Origin of the sequence: Microvirga arvi (assembly GCF_016892765.1) — a bacterium.
GTDB lineage: Bacteria > Pseudomonadota > Alphaproteobacteria > Rhizobiales > Beijerinckiaceae > Microvirga > Microvirga arvi.
Genome location: NZ_JAFEMD010000016.1, coordinates 34,850 through 51,671, shown reverse-complemented (window position 1 = coordinate 51,671; position 16,822 = coordinate 34,850). Strand labels below are relative to the sequence as shown.

Sequence of the window (16,822 nt, the reverse complement as noted above, 5' to 3'; positions counted from 1 at the left end):
TGGCGTCCTCCTCACCTTGCGGTGAACGGCATAGTTCGACGGAACCAATGTATGGGGGGTCGTCTTGTTTTGACAGTATTCAAGCGTAACGACGGCGCACAGTGAAAAGAACTGGCGCGCCCCTCTGGAGGTTTAACCATGCGCCGCATCGCACTTTTGGGTCTGGCTTCGTTGGCTGCGCTTACGACTGTCTCTGTGGCGGATGCGCAGACTCGAGACCGTCCCCTCGTCCTCCGGGTCCAGCCCCGCAGCTTCCTCGACCCGGGTCCGGTCGTGCCGGTCGGTTCGATGAACCGCTACGTCACGGCGCCGATGGTCTCCGCCATCGCGAACCCGCCCTACGGTTATCAGAAAGACCGCTTCGGCGAGGGCGCGCTGCCCGACCCGGTCACCAACGGACCGTTCGTCGGCGCGCGCAACCCCTTCCCCATGTTTGGCGTTCCGGACGTCGAGGCGACAGGCTCAATCCGGTAATGCATGACGTGGAGCGAAAAGCCCCGGGCTATGCCCGGGGCTTTTCCTGTTACGACTGGGCTTCAAGCTCCTTGACGATGGCGTCGCCCACATCCTGCGTGCCGACCGCATTCATGCCCGGGCCGGCGATGTCCTTCGTGCGGGTGCCGGAGGCGAGCACTTTGGCGATAGCCTTGTCGAGGCGATCCGCCTCGTCGAGCAGACCGAAGGAATAGCGCAGCGCCATGCCGAAGGAGCCGATCATGGCGATCGGATTCGCAAGCCCCTTGCCGGCGATGTCCGGCGCCGAGCCATGGACCGGCTCATAGAGTGCCTTGCGCTTGCCGGTCGTCGGATCTTCCGCGCCGAGCGAAGCGGAAGGCAGCATGCCGAGCGAGCCGGTGAGCATGGCCGCGATGTCCGACAAGATATCGCCGAACAGATTGTCGGTGACGATCACGTCGAACTGCTTCGGCCAGCGCACGAGCTGCATGGCGCAGTTGTCGGCGAGCACGTGCTCGAGCTCCACGTCGGAGAACTCCGCCTTGTGGATGCGCGTGACCACCTGGCGCCAGAACACGCCGGTCTTCATCACGTTGAACTTTTCGGCCGAGGAGACCTTGTTGCGGCGCTTCTTTGCGAGGTCGAAGGCGACGCGGGCGATGCGCTCCACTTCATGCGTGTGATAGAGCTGGGTGTCGACGGCGCGCTGCGAGCCGTCCTCCAGGGTCACGATCTCCTTGGGCTCGCCGAAATATACGCCGCCGGTCAGCTCGCGCACGATCATGATGTCGAGGCCTTCCACCACCTCGCGCTTGAGCGAGGAGGCGTCCGCCAGGGCCGGGTAGCAGATCGCCGGACGCAGATTCGCGAAGAGGCCGAGATCCTTGCGCAGGCGCAAAAGGCCCGCCTCGGGGCGCACCGCATAGGGCACGCTGTCCCACTTCGCACCGCCGACGGCGCCGAAGAGCACCGCATCGGCTTCCTGAGCACGGCTCATGGCGGCCTCCGAGATGGACGCGCCGTGCGCGTCATAGGCCGAGCCGCCGACGAGGTCCGTCTCGGTCTCGAAGCCGACGCCACGCTTGCGGAACCAGCCCACGATCTTCTCGACCTCGCGCATGACCTCCGGACCGATGCCGTCGCCGGGGAGAAGGAGAAGCTTGTGCGTTGCCATGGGAAGACCCCTGTTCTGTCGTGATCGAATGCAGGGTTCTTAAAAGGCCGATCAGGCCGCTTGGCAAGCGTTCATCGCGTTGGCCGTTAGGAGAAGGCCCGGTCAGCCCTTCGCCTCCCTGCGATCCTTCGGCGTCCGCACCACCGTGACCGAGCATGGCGCCTCGGCCACCACCTGCGACGAGACGCTGCCAAGATAGCGCCTCAACGCCGACGAGGCCCTGGCGCCGATCACGATGTGATCCACGTTGTTGCGCCGGGCGTAATCGACCAGCGCCGCCGCCGGGTCGGGCGCCTCCAGCACGCTGTAGGAGATCCGCTCTTCCGGAATCTCAAGCGACGAGCCCCAGTGCCTGAGCTGAACGAGGCGCTGGACATGCAGGGAGTTGCCCTCCGCATCTTCCAGGATGTCGACCGCGATGCGCGAGGTCTTGAGAATGTTGACGCAGGCGATGCGGGCCTCGTTCTCGATGGAGAGGATGCGCCCGACCATCAGCCGTAACGAGTCGGCGAGATCCTCGCTGCCCGGCGACAGATCGACGGCGGCGAGCACGATGGGCGCGCGGGAAAGCTGGCCGGCGATGTTAGGTGTCTCCAGCGGCTGGGCTTTGCGGGCTTTCAGCCAGCGCCGGAACGTCTTCATCCCGCTGTCGCGCTCCAGGCGCTGCGCCCGCTCGGTGAGCTTCACCTGATCGGGGTTGTCCAGGTCGAGGGCGAGCTGGGCCGCCGTCGCATAGCGGTCCTGCGGGTCGACCTCCAGGCAGCGCAGGATAATCTCCTGCAGCCAGGGCGGGCAATCGGGGCGCAAGGCCCGCGGCGGCACCGGATCACGCCACAGACGGCGGCGGATCTGCCCGCCGCGGGGATTGCCGAAGGGACGTTTCCCCGTGACGAAGAAATACAGCATCACGCCCAACGCAAAGAGATCGCTGCGCGGGTCGGCCCGGTCCTGCAGCACCTGCTCGGGAGCCATGTAGGGGGTGGTGCCGAAGGGCTCCCGGAACTCCTCGGCCAGGAGGTCGGGCAAGAGCTCGTGCCGGGCAAAGCCGTAATCGATGAGCACGGCCTCGCCGGTCTCGCGGATCATCACGTTGCTCGGCTTGATGTCGAGATGGATCACGTGCTGGAGGTGCAGGTCGTGGAGCGCGTGCGAGACGTTCGCGCCAATGGCGACCACCTCGGGCCAGGGCAGCGGCACCTCTTCAAGCCGGGCTTTCAGGGACTCGCCTGGAATCCACTCCATGACGATGTAGGGCATCGGATCGAGCGGTCCCGCGGCGACGAAGCGGGGCACATGCGGACCGGTCAGGCGCGGCATGATCATCTGCTCGGTCTCGAAGCAGACGATGGGCAGCGGGTCGTCGCTGTCGAGGAGCAGCGGGATCTTCATGACGAGCGGCGTCGGATCGCCCTCGCGTGTCACGGTCCAGAGCTGCGCCATGCCGCCCGTGCCCAGGTGCTCCTGCAGCTCGAAGCCGTCGATCACCCTGCCGGGAGAGAGGCGCCAGCGCACGGGTCAGCGGCCCTGTTCGAGGCGAAGCGCCAGCTTCTCGGGCAAGCCAGCCTCCCGCACCTTCCGGGCGGCGGTGGCCGTGTCGTAGGGAACGCGCAAATAGCGCAGGGTCTGGCGCGCCGTGTCGAAAACCGCATAGTTCGCCGCCGCCACCCCATCGCGCGGCTGGCCGACGGCGCCGATGACCGCGAGCCAGGTGCGGGTCGGCAGGAGCGGGATGTCGTTGTTGGCCACTGGCGAGAAGGTGCCGACCTTGGCGGTGGTGCTCATGTGGTAGAGCATGGGCACATGCACATGGCCGCAGAAGGTGATATGCGCCTCGACCCGGGAAAAATGCCGGATCGCCTCCATGGGCCCGTCCATGTAGTCCCAGTTGCGCGGGGCATAGCCGTTGGCGTGGACATAGAGCACGTTCCCCTCCTCGTGGACGAGGGGAAGATCGGCGAGGAACCGGTGCTGCTCGGGCCCGAGCTGGCCGCGTGTCCAGCGGATCGCCTCACGGGCGGTGCCGTTCATGTCCTCGTCGGAGCCGTCGATGGCGGCATCGTGGTTGCCCAGCAGCGCGACGGCGCCCTGGTCCACCATGGCCCTGATCGTATCGACGACCCAGGCCGGATCGGCGCCGTATCCGACATAATCGCCCAGGAAGATGAAGCGGTCGACCTTGAGCAGGCGCGCATGCGCAAGGCAGGCCGAGAGCGCTTCGCGGTTGCCGTGGATGTCGGTGAGGATGGCGATGAGCATGGAGCCAGTACAACTCCAAACACCACGCCACCGCAAGCCAACCGATGGTTGGCGGGGCTTCAGCCCCGCAGCGCTTCCAGCACCTTGCCGCCGGGGCGGCCGCGCGGCTCGAGGCCGATGCGGCGTTCCACGTCCTTGATCGCCTCGCGGGTCTTGGAGCCGATCTTGCCGTCAGGCTCGCCCACGTCGTAGCCGCGGGCGGTGAGCAGCTGCTGCAGCTCGCGGCGCTGGGCGCGCGACAGCGGCGGATCGTCCGTGGGCCAGGCGGTCTGGATGCCGGACAGGCCTTTCAGCCGGTCGCCCAGCAGCGCGATGGCCAACCCGTAGGACTCGGCGGCGTTGTAGGAATAGACCGCGTCGAAGTTCCTGGTGACGAGGAAGGCCGGGCCGTTGACGCCTGCCGGGATGATGATGCCGGCCGCATAACTGCCTTCGAGCGGACGCCCGTCGACGCGGCGCACGCCCATGGCGGCCCAAGTGCTCAGCGGCTTCTTGTTCTTGCGCCCGGCAAGGCCCGCATTGAAGTTTGCCGGCAGGCGCACCTCGTAGCCCCAGGGCAGGCCGTTCACCCAGCCGGCTTTCTTCAGGAAGTTCGCCGTGGAGTGCACCGCATCCGGCACGGAGGCCATGATGTCGCGGCGACCGTCCCCGTCGCCATCGACGGCCAGGCGCTGGAAGGTGGAGGGCATGAACTGGGTGTGGCCGAAGGCACCCGCCCAGGAGCCGCGAAGATTGGCCGGATTGATGTCCCCGTCCTCCACGATCTTGAGCGTCGCCATCAGCTCGCCCTTGAAATACTCGTTGCGACGCGGCGCATAGCAGACAAGCGTCGCGAGCGACTGCACGAGGGGCCGCCCGCCGATATCCTTGCCGAAATTCGATTCCACGCCCCAGACGCCCGCGATGGCATGGCGGTCGACGCCGAAGCGGCCTTCCGCCGAGGCCAGGGCCTGCCCCCATTGGCGCATGGCGGCGCGGCCGTCCTGCACCCGCTCGTCGTCGACAAGGGCCGAGAGATAGTCCCAGATCGCCGTTTTGAACTCCGGCTGGTTGTTCATGAGCTCAAGGATCGTCAGATCCGGCGTGAGGCCGCGGGTCGCGGCATCGAAAGCCTGGCCGGAGATGCCCTTGGCGGCGGCCTGGGATTTCAGGCCGGCGAGGCAGGAGCCGAAATCGGCCTGGGCGACTGCCGGCGTCGCAGCGGCTAGGCCCGCAAGAACGAGAAGAGTGGAGGCGAGGAATGTCTTCATGCCCCGCACCTTGCAGGGAATTTGGTTAATCTTGTGGAAACGGGGCAGTGCCTCACGCTTTCGTTAGCCGGGGCATTGGCTCAACCGGCCTCAATTTCCGGATCAGGAAGATTGGTCTGGATCCAACGGTCGCTCACATGAATGTCGGTGGTCTCCAGCCGCCCCGGGCCGAGATTGACGAACTTGTGCGGAACACCCGCCGGTCCGAAGACGACCTGACCCCTTTCGCATTCGAAGCGCTCGTCGCCCACGGTGAACAGCGCCCGACCCTCGCGGATGATGAAGATCTCGTCATAGGGATGAACGTGCCATTTCGGCCCGACGCCGACCTCTTCCGTGGCATAGAAGAGCACGGTCACGCCGGTGCCCAGCGTGCTCCCCTCGACATGGCCCTTCCAGAAAAGGTCGGGGTGGGTCGCCCACTCGGCCCGATCAAGAACCCGTGGCTTGGCTTTCGTCATCGCTCACCTCATGAGCGGAGGAAGAGACTTTTATGCCCAGGCCCGCTCGCCGAGTTTCTTCTCGAAGCTGTCGATGGCGGAGGCCTTTTCCATGGTCAGGCCGATGCCGTCGAGGCCGTTGAGCATGCAGTGCTTCTTGAACGGGTCGATGTCGAAGGTGATCTTGCCGCCGTCGGGACCGCGGATCTCCTGGCTCTCCAGGTCGATTGTCAGCGTCGCGTTGGCGCCGCGGCTGGCATCGTCGAAGAGCTTCTCCAGGTCTTCCGGAGAGACCGTGATCGGCAGGATGCCGTTCTGGAAGCAGTTGTTGTAAAAAATGTCGGCGAAGCTCGTGGAGATCACGCAGCGGATGCCGAAATCGAGCAGCGCCCAGGGGGCATGCTCGCGGGACGAGCCGCAGCCGAAATTGTCGCCCGCCACCAGGATCTTGGCGTTGCGGTAAGCTGGCTGGTTGAGCACGAAATCCGGATTCTCCGAGCCATCCTCGCGATAACGCATCTCCGAGAACAGGCCGGTGCCGAGCCCCGTGCGCTTGATCGTCTTCAGGTACTGCTTGGGGATGATCATATCGGTGTCGATATTGATGATCCGCAGCGGCGCCGCGACGCTTTCCAGCACGGTGAACTTGTCCATTTTCTTCAATCCTTCGGGCGGCTGCCGGGCCGCTGTGAGAGGCCTCATATCAAAGGCCTTTGGGGATCGCTAGGGCAACGATGGTCGCGCCGGGCAAGAAATTTCGTCCGCCAAGCTCGAGACGTAATTTTATGAGTCTCATCCGGCCGCCGCCTCGATCGCCTCCATGTCCTCGTCGGAGAGGCCGAAATGGTGGCCGATTTCGTGCACCAGCACATGGGTGACGATGTGGCCCAAGCTCTCCTCGTGCTCGGCCCAATAGTCGAGGATGGGGCGGCGGTAGAGCCAGACCATGTTGGGAAACTGGCCCGTCTGCATCATCGCGCCGCCCTGGGCGAGGCCGATGCCGCGAAAGAGGCCCAAAAGATCGAAGGGCGTCTCGCAGTCCATCTCCTGCAGGGTCTCGTCATCGGGGAAATCCTCGACCCGGATCACGACGCCTTCGCACAGGGCGCGGAACGCGTCCGGCAGGCGTGCATAGGCCGTCTCGGCAAGGGTTTCGAGATCCGCAAGGGAGGGTGCGTGGAGATTGGCCCAGCTGGTCATGGCGTCAGAGAATATCCAATTGAACCAGAAGCCAAACCGCCAGGATCACGACCCCGATCAGGGACAGCGCACGGCCGATGCGCCGCCCCCAGAGCTCGATGGGGTCGGTCCCGCCATTCTCGGCTGATCCAATAGCGTCCTTTCCCCCAAAATGATCCCCGGCCCGCCGGCCCATGCGGGCCAGAGCCGAGGAGCCGAGGGTCTCCGAATCGCGCCGGACACGCTCCAGCGCCTCCTGGGCTTCCCGCTCCCGATCGCTCATGAATCCCTCCTCATGCCGTTAACCTCGGCTCAACCATGGCTCTTGCGTGAGCACTTCGCAACGGAACGCCTCCGCGGCTGAGCCGTTAACAGCCCCGAGTAGCTAACAGTTTGCGAGGCAACAATGCGTAAGATCTTTGGTATCCTGGCTGTGGCCGGGCTGACGGTTCTCGGCGCCGGCGCGGCGTCGGCCCAGGGCGTTGATGTGCGGATTGGCCCGAATGGCGTCCGCCTGGAGCAAAATCGCCCTGAATATCGCGAGCGCGTCATCGAGCGCCGCGTGGTGCGTCCCGCCCGCACCCGCACCGTGTGCCGCACGGTCATGGAGGAGCGTGTCCGCCCGAGCGGTGTGGTCGTCCGTCGTCCCGTCGAGCGCTGCCGTGAGGTGGTTGCCGGCCGCCGGGTGTATGTGGACTAAGTTCGAAAAGCTTTCTGCGTAAAAAAGGCCGTGACTCGCTAAGAGTCACGGCCTTTTTGTTAGTCTCTTGAGTGTGGATCAGCCGAAGGTGCGGATGTCCACGAAGCGGCCTGCGATCGCCGCCGCGGCCGCCATGGCCGGCGAGACGAGGTGGGTGCGGCCCTTGAAGCCCTGGCGGCCCTCGAAGTTGCGGTTCGAGGTGGAGGCGCAGCGCTCGCCCGGAGCGAGGCGATCCGCGTTCATGGCCAGGCACATGGAGCAGCCGGGCTCGCGCCAGTCAAAGCCGGCCGCCTTGAAGATCTTGTCCAGCCCTTCGGCCTCGGCCTGCATCTTCACGATGCCGGAGCCGGGCACGATCATGGCGTTGACGGTTCCCGCCACGCGCTTGCCCTCGACGACCTTGGCCACTTCCCGCAGGTCCTCGATGCGGCCATTGGTGCAGGAGCCGATGAAGACGCGGTCGAGGGTGATGTCAGCGATCTTCGTGCCGGGGGTGAGGCCCATATATTCCAGGGCTCGCCACTTGGAGCGGCGCTTGTTCTCGTCCTGGATCTCGTCCGGGTTCGGCACTACGCCGGTGACCGAGACCACGTCCTCAGGTGACGTGCCCCAGGTGACGATGGGGGGCAGGCTCGCGGCGTCGAGGCGGATCTCGGTGTCGAAGAACGCGCCCTCGTCGGTACGCAGGGAATCCCAGTAACGCACGGCAGCCTCCCAGGCCTCGCCCTTCGGCGCCTTGGGCTTCCCTTTGAGATAGGCATAGGTCTTCTCGTCGGGGGCCACCATGCCGGCACGGGCGCCACCCTCGATCGACATGTTGCAGATCGTCATGCGGCCTTCCATCGATAGGGACCGGATCGCCTCTCCTGCATATTCGATCACGTGGCCGGTGCCGCCGGCGGTGCCGATCTCGCCGATGATGGCGAGGATGATGTCCTTGGCCGTGACGCCGGCGGGCAATTGCCCGTCCACGGTCACGCGCATGTTCTTGGCCTTCTTCTGGATCAGCGTCTGGGTGGCGAGCACGTGCTCGACCTCCGAGGTGCCGATGCCGTGGGCGAGCGAGCCGAAGGCGCCGTGGGTCGAGGTGTGGCTGTCGCCGCACACGATGGTCATGCCCGGCAGCGTGAAGCCCTGCTCAGGCCCGACCACGTGCACGATGCCCTGACGGGTATCGAGCTCGTTGTAATACTCGACGCCGAAATCCTTGGCGTTCTGGGCCAGAGCCGCCACCTGGGTCGCTGCCTCGGGATCCTCGATGCCATGGGAGCGGTCCGAGGTCGGCACGTTGTGGTCGACCACGGCAAGCGTCTTCTGCGGCTGGCGCACCTTGCGGCCGGTCATGCGCAGGCCCTCGAAGGCCTGGGGGCTCGTCACTTCATGAACGAGATGGCGGTCGATGTAGAGAAGGCACGTCCCGTCATCCTGCTGATCGACGACGTGATCGTCCCAGATCTTGTCATAGAGGGTGCGGGCTTTAGCCATGGTTCTCTTCCAACGGTCAAAATGGATGGTTTGGCGTTTTTAAAGGGCGGCCTCCCCCAGGAGAAGACGCCTTGGGCGCATGCCGCCTTGAAACGATCGCATAGCAGAGATGATGCAGCGCGCAATAATATTTTTGTCGCGCTCCTCACCTGCAAAGCTCAGTCCGATAACAAAAAAGCGCGGTTCGAACCGCGCTTTTGAAACTGTGTTGATGAAGCGAGAGCCTTACTCGGCAGCGGCCGGGGTCTCGGTCTTCTTCTCGGTGCGCTCGGCGATACGGGCCGACTTGCCGCGACGGTCGCGCAGGTAATAGAGCTTGGCGCGACGGACGGCGCCGCGGCGCACGACCTTGATCGAGTCGACGTTCGGCGAATAGATCGGGAACACGCGCTCGACGCCTTCGCCGTAGGAGATCTTGCGGACCGTGAAGCTCTCCTGGAGGCCGCCACCCGAACGGGCGATGCAGACGCCCTCGTAGGCCTGGATACGCGAGCGCTCGCCTTCCTTCACCTTCACGTTGACGATGACGGTGTCGCCGGGCTGGAAATCGGGGATCGTCTTGGCGAGCTTGGCAATCTGCTCCTGCTCGAGCTGCTGAATGAGGTTCATGTCTGTACTCCTGCCGTTGCAAGGTCTTGGGAACCCCAAGGGAGTTCTCAGATCCGCGGGATTTCGGCGTCCTGTTTTAAGTTGAGGCCGCGCCTATACAGGTTTTTGGGAGGGTTGTCGAGCCTAACCCTTTGCGGCCGGCCCGACATCGGCGAACAGGTACCGCTCGAACCAATCCGGAAATGCCTTTGCCAGCGCCCGCGGCCCTTCCACGGTCAGACCCATCCGCTGCGCCTCGGCAAAGCTCACGTCCCCGCGCCACCAGGCGGCCAGCGCCGGCAGGCGGGCGCGGATGCAGAGCGGCTCGGGGAATCCGGGGTTCTGCGTGCAGAGCGAAACCTCGGTTTCCTTCAGCAGCAGGAAGCGCGGCTTTGGCTGACCTTCGATCTCGAAGCGGACGACGATGGGGTCCTTCCGAAAGGCCTGCATGCGCACCCGCCGCTGCATGTCGACGAGGAGGGGCGCGAGATCGAGATCCTCGGCTTCCGCCTGCCGTGGCAGCCATCGCTGGCCCCAGGTACCGAGCGCGCTCACGATGCCCATGAGTTCCCGGCCTGCTTCGGTGAGCGCATATTCGGGGCCGTGCTCGCCCTCGATGCGCGACACCGCCCCGACATGGGCCAAGGCCTGCAGGCGCTCGGAGAGCATGGTGCGGGAGATGCGCGGGATGCCCCGGCGGATGTCGTTGAAGCGCCGGCTGCCGCAGAGAAGCTCGCGCACGACGAGAAGGGTCCAGCGCCCGCCGATGGTCTCATGGGCGCGGGCCACGGAACAGAACTGACCGTAATCTGCCATGAGACAGCGCTACCATGAGCGCAAGACGTGGAGAAGTCCGGATTCCGGACCTGACAGGCCGGCGGCCTTGGCTTAACGAGACCGGAGTTCTTGGACGGTACTCATGATTGATCAGCCCCGCACCATTCTCGACCGGATCGGCAACTCATCGCTCCTCCCCCTCCGCCATATCGTGCCCGCAAACGGCGCCCGCATTTTGCTGAAATTGGAGAACGAGAATCCCACCGGCAGCATGAAGGACCGCATGGCGCTCGCCATGATCGAAGCTGCGGAAGCCGATGGTCGCTTGAAACCCGGCGGATCCGTCGTCGAATATACCGGCGGCAGCACGGGCGTGTCCCTGTCGCTCGTCTGCGCCGTGAAAGGCTACCCGCTCGACATCGTCACCTCGGATGCCTTCAGCCATGAAAAACTCGACCACATGCGGCTGCTTGGAGCGACGCTTCACATCGTGAAAAGCGACAGCGGCCGCATGACGGAAAAGCTCACCAAGGACATGATCGAGCAGGCCCGCATCATCGCGGAAGCGAAAGGCTCCTTCTGGACCGACCAGATGAAGAACCGCGACCAGCTCGCCGCCTATCACCGCATGGCGGACGAGATCTGGAGCCAGACCCAAGGCCGCATCGACGGCTTCGTGCAGAGCGTGGGAACGGCGGCATCCCTACGAGGGATTGCGGAAGGTCTGCGTCACCACCTTGACACGATCAAAATCGTCGCCGTGGAGCCGGCCGAGTCCGCGGTGCTGTCCGGCGGACCGTCCGGCGCGCATAGGATCGACGGCATCGGCGCAGGCTATGTGGTGCCGCTCTGGCAGGAGTCCGTCGCCAACGGCATCGAGCGCGTCTCGACGGAAGACGCCATGACGATGGCGTTCCGCCTCGCCCGCGAGGAGGGCCTGTTCGCCGGCACCTCGACCGGCGCCAATGTCGTTGCGGCCCTGAGGCTTGCCGAACGCCTGGGTCCGGACGCGACCATCGTCACGGTGATGTGCGATACGGGGATGAAATACCTGAAGACGTTCGGAGCACGGCTCGAAGCAAACGCCCACTCCTGACGACGAGGCCGGTTCAGCGAATGGGCGGCAGCCGGCGCTTGATGGGGGATGCCTTGACGATGGAGGTGCTGGTCTGGGCCCGCTGCGCGATCCGCTCCAGGATCGGATCGAGCTCGTCGATGGAGCGCAGGAGATAGCGCGCCACGAAGCAATCATCCCCTGTCACCTTATCGCACTCGATGACCTCGGGGCTCTCGACAAGAAGCTTCTCCACGTGATGCAGCTGCCCCGGCAGGGGCCGGATGCGCACGATGGCCGTCAGGGTGTAGCCGAGCGCCTTCGGATCGAGTTCGACCGTATAGGCCTTGACCACACCGTCCTCCTCAAGCCGCCGCAACCTTTCGGCGACGCTCGGGGGCGACAGGCCAACGCTTCGGGCGAGTTCCGCATGGGAAAGCCTGGCGTTGTCGCTCAAAAATCCGATCAGCGTCTGATCGATCTCATCCAGAACCGAATTTCTGCTTTTAAGGTTTCTCGCTGTGATTGCCATTGCTTCGAAGGCCAAACGCTTAAACCGCTTTCGATCCTGAAAGTACGCTGTTTCTGGCGAAAGATAAAGTTCTGCCCTCATCATAGGAGGTGCAGCCATGAAATTGCAGATGGATTTGTCAGGACGGCTGGAAATGATCGCTGCGATGGCGCTCTCGGGCACCATCGGGTACTTCGTCGTCGAATCCGGCCAGAGCGTGTGGAACGTGGTGTTCTTCCGCTGCCTGTTCGGCGCCTTGAGCCTGCTCGCCTATTGCTGGGTCAAAGGACTGCTCGCGCCCTGGCCGTTCTCGACCCGGACGCTGATGCTTGCAACCTTGAGCGGCGCGGCCATCGTGCTCAACTGGGTGCTGCTGTTCACGTCCTACGGGCATGCCTCGATTTCGATCGCGACGGCCGTCTACAACACCCAGCCCTTCTTCCTGATCCTGCTCGGGATGATTCTGTTCGGCGAGCGGCCGACGGGAGACGCGCTCGGATTCATCGCCCTTGCGTTCCTGGGACTTCTGATGGTCACGCAGGTCGAGGCCGGTGGCCTCACCTGGAGCAGCGGCTATGTGACCGGGCTGCTGCAGGCCCTCGGAGCAGCCTTCCTGTACGCAGTGACATCCGTCATCGTAAAACAGCTCAAAGGCATCCCGCCCCATGTCATCGCGCTCGTTCAGGCCATCCTCGGCACCCTGATGCTCCTGCCCTTGGCCGACTTCTCCAGCCTGCCGATGGATCCCCTGGAATGGGGATATCTCGCGGTGCTTGGCGTGGTGCATACCGGCATCATGTACATCCTCCTGTACGCCGCGCTCCAGAAGCTGCCGACGCCGGTGATCGCCGTGCTCTCGTTCACCTATCCGGCCGTCGCCATCCTCGTGGATTACCTGGCCTATGGCCGGGATCTGTCGTTCGGACAGTGGGGCGGCATCGTGCTGATCCTGCTCGGCAGCGCCGGCGTGAATCTCAAGTGGCGGTTCGGATTCGCTCGCCTGAGAATCAGTCCCGCTCGGACGTGAGCAGATCAGGCCGCCGCTCCCGCGTGATGCGCTCGGATTCCTCGCGCCGCCAGCGCTCGATCAGGGCATGGTTGCCGGAGAGCAGCACGTCTGGGATGGGCCGTCCCTCCCATTCGCGGGGGCGCGTGTAGTGCGGGTATTCGAGGCGGTTCGACTCGAAGCTTTCCTCGATGCCGGAGGCCTCCTTCCCCATGACGCCGGGCAGCAGCCGCACGCAGGCGTCGAGCACGATCATCGCCGCCATCTCGCCGCCGGAGAGCACGTAATCGCCGATGGACACCTCTTCGAGGCCTCGCGCTTCGATCACGCGCTCGTCCACACCCTCGAAGCGGCCGCAGACGATGACGGCACCCGGACCGGCCGCGAGTTCGCGCACATAGGTTTGCGTAAGCGGTTTTCCGCGCGGGCTCATCAAAAGCTTCGGACGCGGATCGTCCTCGGAAACATTCGCATCGATGGCGGCGGCCAGCACGTCGCAGCGGATCACCATGCCGGGACCGCCGCCCGCAGGGGTGTCGTCGACGGTGCGGTGGCGGCCGAGGCCGTGGTCGCGGATGTTCCTCGCAGTGAGGGACCACACGCCGCGCGCCAACGCATCGCCCGACAGTGACAGGCCGAGCGGCCCTGGAAACATATCGGGATAAAGGGTGAGGATCGTAGCGTCGAAACTCACGCCTCGTCCTCGGATTCGGGCGCAGGCTTGGCCGGCTCGAACAGATCGTCCGGAGGCACGGCCACGATGCGCTTTCCGGCGATGTCGACCACCGGCACGAAAGCCTTGGTGAAGGGCAAAAACGCGGTCGGGCCCTTTTGCGCCGGCGCGATTTCGAGAAGATCGCCGCCGCCGTAATTGGGCACGGCCACAACAGTGCCGATGATGTCGCCGGCTTCGTTCTGAACGGTGAGGCCGATCAGGTCGGCCAACAGGAACTCGTCATCCTCATCGGGCGGCGGAAGCCTGTCGCGCTCCACATGGAGCTGTACCCGGTTGAGGGTCTCGGACGCCTCGCGCGTCGTGACACCGTCGACGACGGCGATGAGAAGGTCGGGCGCGCCGCCGGGGGCGGTCCGCACATTCTTGAGGGAATAGGTTTTGCCGTTGCTGGCGATCAGCGGCCGATAATCGGCGATGGCCTGCGGATCGCCGGTATGGGATTTCAGCCGCACCTCGCCCTTGAGGCCATGGGCGCGACCGAACTCGCCGACGAGGACGAGGTCGTTCGTGGCTGGCACCGCCGCACTCCCTCCCCCCTGTGCGGGGGAGGGTGGCGAGCGGAGCGAGCCGGGAGAGGGGGCGTCTGACGATCGAGCACGTCCCCTCTCCCGACCCCCGCTGACGCGAGGGCCACCCTCTCCCGCTGCGGGGAGAGGGTTGGAGCCACGCATGTTCGAACGCCCCCGCTTCATTGTCAGCCTTACGCAGCCTCGCCTTCGCCGGCGGGAGCCGCAGCCGCAGCGGCCCTGGCGTCGGCGCGCTCCTGGGACTTCTTGCCCGGAACGGCCTTCTGCGGGTTGTTGCGCGGCGAACGCTTCAGGAGGCCGGCGGCATCGAGGAAGCGCAGGACGCGGTCGGTCGGCTGGGCGCCCTTGGCGAGCCAGGCCTGGATCTTTTCGTTGTCGAGAACGACGCGGCCAGCGTCATCCTTCGGCTTCATCGGGTCGTAGGTGCCGACCTTCTCGATGAAGCGGCCATCGCGCGGGGAGCGCGAGTCGGCCACAACGATGCGGTAGTAGGGACGCTTCTTCGCACCACCACGGGTGAGACGGATCTTCAGGGACATGGGATACTCCTTTTGGTGTCCTGTGATCAAACTTGCCTTCGTGTCATCCCCGCGAAGGCGGGAACGACGAAACCTATTTCTTCTTCCCGAACGGGAGGCCGCCGATGCCCGGCAGGCCCGGGATCTTAGCCCCGCCCAGACCCGGAAGACCGGGCAGGCCCTTCGGCATCGCCGGAAGGCCGCTGGCACCGCCGGGGAAGTCGGGCAGCTTGCCGCCCATCTGCTTCTGCAGGGCTTCGATCTGCTCAGGGCTAGGCTGGGGCATGCCGCCCATGCCGCCGCCGAGGCCGAACATCTTGCCGAGCTGGCCTGCCATGCCCTTGCCCTTGCCGCCGCCCATCATCTTCATCATGTCGGCCATCTGGCGGTGCATCTTGAGCAGCTTGTTGATGTCCTCGACCTTCATGCCGGCACCCGCCGCGATGCGCTTCTTGCGCGAGGCCTTGAGGATGTCGGGGTTGCGGCGCTCGGCCGGGGTCATGGAATCGATGATGGCGCGCTGGCGCTTGATGACCTTGTCGTCGAGGTTGGCATTCTCGAGCTGCGACTTCATCTTGGCGATGCCGGGCAGCATGCCGAGCATCCCGCCGATGCCGCCGATCTTTTCCATCTGGGCCAGCTGATCGCGCAGGTCTTCGAGATCGAACTTGCCCTTGCGCATCTTGTCGGCCATGCGCTGGGCTTTTTCGGCGTCGAAATTCTCGGCCGCCTTTTCGACCAGCGAGACGATGTCGCCCATGCCGAGGATGCGGTTGGCGACGCGCGAAGGATGGAACTCCTCCAGCGCATCGACCTTCTCGCCCGTGCCGATGAGCTTGATCGGCTTGCCGGTGACGGCGCGCATCGACAGAGCCGCACCGCCGCGGGCATCGCCGTCCATTCTCGTCAGCACGATGCCAGTAACGCCGAGGCGCTGATCGAAGGCGCGCGCCGTGTTGACCGCGTCCTGTCCGGTGAGCGCATCGGCGACGAGCAGGACCTCGTGCGGGCCAGTGGCAGCGCGCACTTCGGCCGCCTCCACCATCAGGGCTTCATCCACCGTGACGCGGCCGGCGGTATCGAGCATGACGACGTCGTAGCCGCCAAGCCGCGCCGCTTCCATGGCGCGCCGGGCGATCTGCACCGCCGACTGGCCGGCGACGATGGGCAGCGTGTCGACGCCGACCTGCTTGCCAAGCACCGCAAGCTGCTCCATCGCGGCCGGACGACGCGTATCGAGGGAGGCCATGAGCACGCGGCGATTCTCGCGATCCTTCAGGCGCCGGGCGATCTTGGCGGTGGTGGTCGTCTTGCCCGAGCCCTGCAGGCCGACCATGAGGATGCCGACCGGCGGGACCGCGTTGAGGCTGATCACCTCCGCATCCGCGCCCAGCATCTCCACGAGCTGGTCGTGGACGATCTTGACCACCTGCTGGCCGGGAGAGACGGACTTCACGACCTCCGCGCCGACCGCGCGGGCACGCACCTTATCCGTGAACGAGCGCACGACCTCCAGCGCCACATCGGCCTCGAGCAGGGCGCGGCGGACCTCACGCAGGGCCGCGTTGACATCCTCTTCCGTCAACGCGCCGCGGCGCGTCAGCCCGCTGAGGATATTGGAAAGCTTGTCGGAAAGGCCTTCGAACATGATCACTCAATTCCTTTTGCGATGAGAGGTACATCGCTCTTCGCAAGGGCCTTTTCAAAGTGGCTTATGGCCGCCTCGAACTTGTCGCGGCAACCCGGATTGCAGAAGCCGACCACTTCGCCGCGATAGAGGGTGAGCGAATCCGCCGCGATCGGCTTCCCCGACCACGGGCAGGTCTCGTTGACCGCGTCCTCGATGCGCAATATGCCGTCCGACATTCGTTTCATCCTTTTGCGAGAGCACTTTCGCAGCCTCATCCTGAGGAGGACCGTCAGGTCCGTCTCGAAGGAAGAGGCGTCTCCAGCGCCCGCTAGACCCTCCTTCGAGACGCCTGCTGCGCAGGCTCCTCAGGATGAGGGTCGTTCAAGAGGAACCCCAAAGAGAAGCGCGCCCGAGGGCGCATCGCGCTGTCGGACGTTGACCTCCAGCCTCGCGGGCTGGTCGGCGGCTCAAAAGGGCTCGCTCTACAGATTTGCGGCCAGCGCTTAAGGGGAAAAGGGAACGGAGTCAAGGAAAA

Annotated in this window: 21 protein-coding genes; 4 read left to right on the top strand and 17 right to left on the bottom strand. The window is 65.0% G+C overall.

The genetic code is table 11. The features are described from left to right. Window positions 1-138: 138 nt before the first annotated feature. Window positions 139-474 (top strand): hypothetical protein, encoded by a 336-nt coding sequence (locus ILT44_RS12065; protein ID WP_204239830.1) that lies wholly within the window; start codon window positions 139-141, stop codon window positions 472-474. A gap of 49 nt (window positions 475-523) precedes the next feature. Here ILT44_RS12065 and leuB read toward each other — a convergent pair whose 3' ends face one another. The 8 genes from leuB to ILT44_RS12025 form a co-directional block, all read right to left on the bottom strand. After that, window positions 524-1,630, bottom strand: coding sequence for a 3-isopropylmalate dehydrogenase (gene leuB, locus ILT44_RS12060; protein WP_204239829.1), 1,107 nt, complete (start codon window positions 1,628-1,630; stop codon window positions 524-526). 102 nt (window positions 1,631-1,732) lie between these two features. Next, the gene (locus ILT44_RS12055; protein ID WP_204239828.1) at window positions 1,733-3,142 is read right to left on the bottom strand and encodes a serine/threonine protein kinase; all 1,410 of its coding nucleotides are present in this window, start codon (window positions 3,140-3,142) and stop codon (window positions 1,733-1,735) included. A 3-nt stretch (window positions 3,143-3,145) separates the two neighbouring features. Further along, a complete protein-coding gene (locus tag ILT44_RS12050) occupies window positions 3,146-3,886 on the bottom strand; it encodes a metallophosphoesterase family protein (RefSeq protein ID WP_204239827.1) in 741 nt (246 codons plus the stop codon). A gap of 59 nt (window positions 3,887-3,945) precedes the next feature. Continuing rightward, the gene (locus ILT44_RS12045) at window positions 3,946-5,136 is read right to left on the bottom strand and encodes a lytic murein transglycosylase (RefSeq protein WP_204239826.1); all 1,191 of its coding nucleotides are present in this window, start codon (window positions 5,134-5,136) and stop codon (window positions 3,946-3,948) included. An 80-nt stretch (window positions 5,137-5,216) separates the two neighbouring features. Then, entirely contained in the window at window positions 5,217-5,597 is a 381-nt protein-coding gene (locus tag ILT44_RS12040; protein WP_204239825.1) for a cupin domain-containing protein, read from the bottom strand. A 30-nt stretch (window positions 5,598-5,627) separates the two neighbouring features. Further along, entirely contained in the window at window positions 5,628-6,230 is a 603-nt protein-coding gene (leuD, locus tag ILT44_RS12035) for a 3-isopropylmalate dehydratase small subunit (protein WP_204239824.1), read from the bottom strand. Between the two features lie 138 nt (window positions 6,231-6,368). Further along, window positions 6,369-6,776, bottom strand: a complete 408-nt coding sequence (locus ILT44_RS12030; RefSeq protein WP_204239823.1) for a metallopeptidase family protein — start codon at window positions 6,774-6,776, stop codon at window positions 6,369-6,371. 4 nt (window positions 6,777-6,780) lie between these two features. Beyond that, a complete protein-coding gene (locus tag ILT44_RS12025; RefSeq protein WP_204239822.1) occupies window positions 6,781-7,038 on the bottom strand; it encodes a hypothetical protein in 258 nt (85 codons plus the stop codon). Window positions 7,039-7,161: 123 nt separating this feature from the next. Here ILT44_RS12025 and ILT44_RS12020 point away from each other — a divergent pair, with 123 nt between their 5' ends. Then, window positions 7,162-7,455: a hypothetical protein gene (locus ILT44_RS12020; protein WP_204239821.1), complete on the top strand. Its 294-nt coding sequence runs from the start codon at window positions 7,162-7,164 to the stop codon at window positions 7,453-7,455. Between the two features lie 78 nt (window positions 7,456-7,533). On the opposite strand, the gene leuC is transcribed toward ILT44_RS12020, so the two are convergent. The 3 genes from leuC to ILT44_RS12005 all read right to left on the bottom strand — a co-directional run bounded on the left by leuC (window position 7,534) and on the right by ILT44_RS12005 (window position 10,344). Continuing rightward, window positions 7,534-8,940, bottom strand: a complete 1,407-nt coding sequence (gene leuC / locus ILT44_RS12015) for a 3-isopropylmalate dehydratase large subunit (protein WP_204239820.1) — start codon at window positions 8,938-8,940, stop codon at window positions 7,534-7,536. A 225-nt stretch (window positions 8,941-9,165) separates the two neighbouring features. After that, on the bottom strand, window positions 9,166-9,549 hold the full coding sequence (gene rplS / locus ILT44_RS12010; RefSeq protein ID WP_204239819.1) for a 50S ribosomal protein L19: 384 nt from the start codon (window positions 9,547-9,549) through the stop codon (window positions 9,166-9,168). Between the two features lie 123 nt (window positions 9,550-9,672). After that, entirely contained in the window at window positions 9,673-10,344 is a 672-nt protein-coding gene (locus ILT44_RS12005) for a winged helix-turn-helix transcriptional regulator (RefSeq protein WP_204239818.1), read from the bottom strand. 103 nt (window positions 10,345-10,447) lie between these two features. On the opposite strand from ILT44_RS12005, the gene ILT44_RS12000 reads away from it, so the two are divergent. Continuing rightward, window positions 10,448-11,401: a PLP-dependent cysteine synthase family protein gene (locus ILT44_RS12000; protein WP_204239817.1), complete on the top strand. Its 954-nt coding sequence runs from the start codon at window positions 10,448-10,450 to the stop codon at window positions 11,399-11,401. 13 nt (window positions 11,402-11,414) lie between these two features. Here ILT44_RS12000 and ILT44_RS11995 read toward each other — a convergent pair whose 3' ends face one another. Continuing rightward, entirely contained in the window at window positions 11,415-11,891 is a 477-nt protein-coding gene (locus ILT44_RS11995; RefSeq protein WP_204239816.1) for an Lrp/AsnC family transcriptional regulator, read from the bottom strand. 97 nt (window positions 11,892-11,988) lie between these two features. Here ILT44_RS11995 and ILT44_RS11990 point away from each other — a divergent pair, with 97 nt between their 5' ends. Continuing rightward, window positions 11,989-12,897: a DMT family transporter gene (locus ILT44_RS11990; RefSeq protein ID WP_204239815.1), complete on the top strand. Its 909-nt coding sequence runs from the start codon at window positions 11,989-11,991 to the stop codon at window positions 12,895-12,897. Here ILT44_RS11990 and trmD read toward each other — a convergent pair. From trmD to ILT44_RS11965, 5 genes are all read right to left on the bottom strand, one after another. Further along, complete coding sequence (gene trmD / locus ILT44_RS11985) at window positions 12,878-13,570, bottom strand: tRNA (guanosine(37)-N1)-methyltransferase TrmD (RefSeq protein WP_204239814.1); 693 nt, start codon at window positions 13,568-13,570, stop codon at window positions 12,878-12,880. The two genes, ILT44_RS11990 and trmD, sit on opposite strands and share 20 nt — an antisense overlap. Next, window positions 13,567-14,283, bottom strand: coding sequence for a ribosome maturation factor RimM (gene rimM, locus ILT44_RS11980; protein ID WP_239468140.1), 717 nt, complete (start codon window positions 14,281-14,283; stop codon window positions 13,567-13,569). Before rimM ends, trmD begins: the two co-directional genes overlap by 4 nt. 29 nt (window positions 14,284-14,312) lie before the next feature. Further along, window positions 14,313-14,678, bottom strand: a complete 366-nt coding sequence (rpsP, locus tag ILT44_RS11975; RefSeq protein ID WP_204239812.1) for a 30S ribosomal protein S16 — start codon at window positions 14,676-14,678, stop codon at window positions 14,313-14,315. A gap of 73 nt (window positions 14,679-14,751) precedes the next feature. Further along, window positions 14,752-16,305, bottom strand: a complete 1,554-nt coding sequence (gene ffh, locus ILT44_RS11970; RefSeq protein WP_204239811.1) for a signal recognition particle protein — start codon at window positions 16,303-16,305, stop codon at window positions 14,752-14,754. Between the two features lie 2 nt (window positions 16,306-16,307). After that, on the bottom strand, window positions 16,308-16,532 hold the full coding sequence (locus tag ILT44_RS11965; RefSeq protein WP_443673958.1) for a glutathione S-transferase: 225 nt from the start codon (window positions 16,530-16,532) through the stop codon (window positions 16,308-16,310). Window positions 16,533-16,822 lie beyond the last annotated feature (290 nt).